This window comes from Pseudoalteromonas phenolica, assembly GCF_005886345.1.
Lineage (GTDB): Bacteria > Pseudomonadota > Gammaproteobacteria > Enterobacterales > Alteromonadaceae > Pseudoalteromonas > Pseudoalteromonas phenolica_A.
On the sequence record NZ_PNEC01000116.1, the window covers coordinates 1 to 223 of the forward strand.

1 protein-coding gene is annotated in these 223 nt (G+C 93.3%); it reads left to right on the forward strand.

Annotated features, from left to right (window positions below):
- The coding region (locus tag CWB72_RS21235) for a hypothetical protein (protein ID WP_212747923.1) at positions 1–223 on the forward strand (223 nt) is incomplete at both ends.

Genomic DNA, 223 nt, shown 5'->3' on the forward strand with positions numbered 1-223 from the left:
GGGGGGGGGGGGGGTTGGGGGGGGGGGGGGGGGAGGGGGGGGGGGGGGGGAGGTGGGGGGGGGGGGGGGGGGGGGCGGGGGTGGGGGGGCGGGGGTGGCGGGGGGTGGGGGGGGGGTGGGGGGGGGGGGGGGGGGTCGGGGGGGGGGGGGGTGGGTCGGTGGGGTGGGGGGGGGGGGGGGGGGGGGGCGGGGCGGGGGCGGGGGGGGGGGGGGGGGGGTGGGG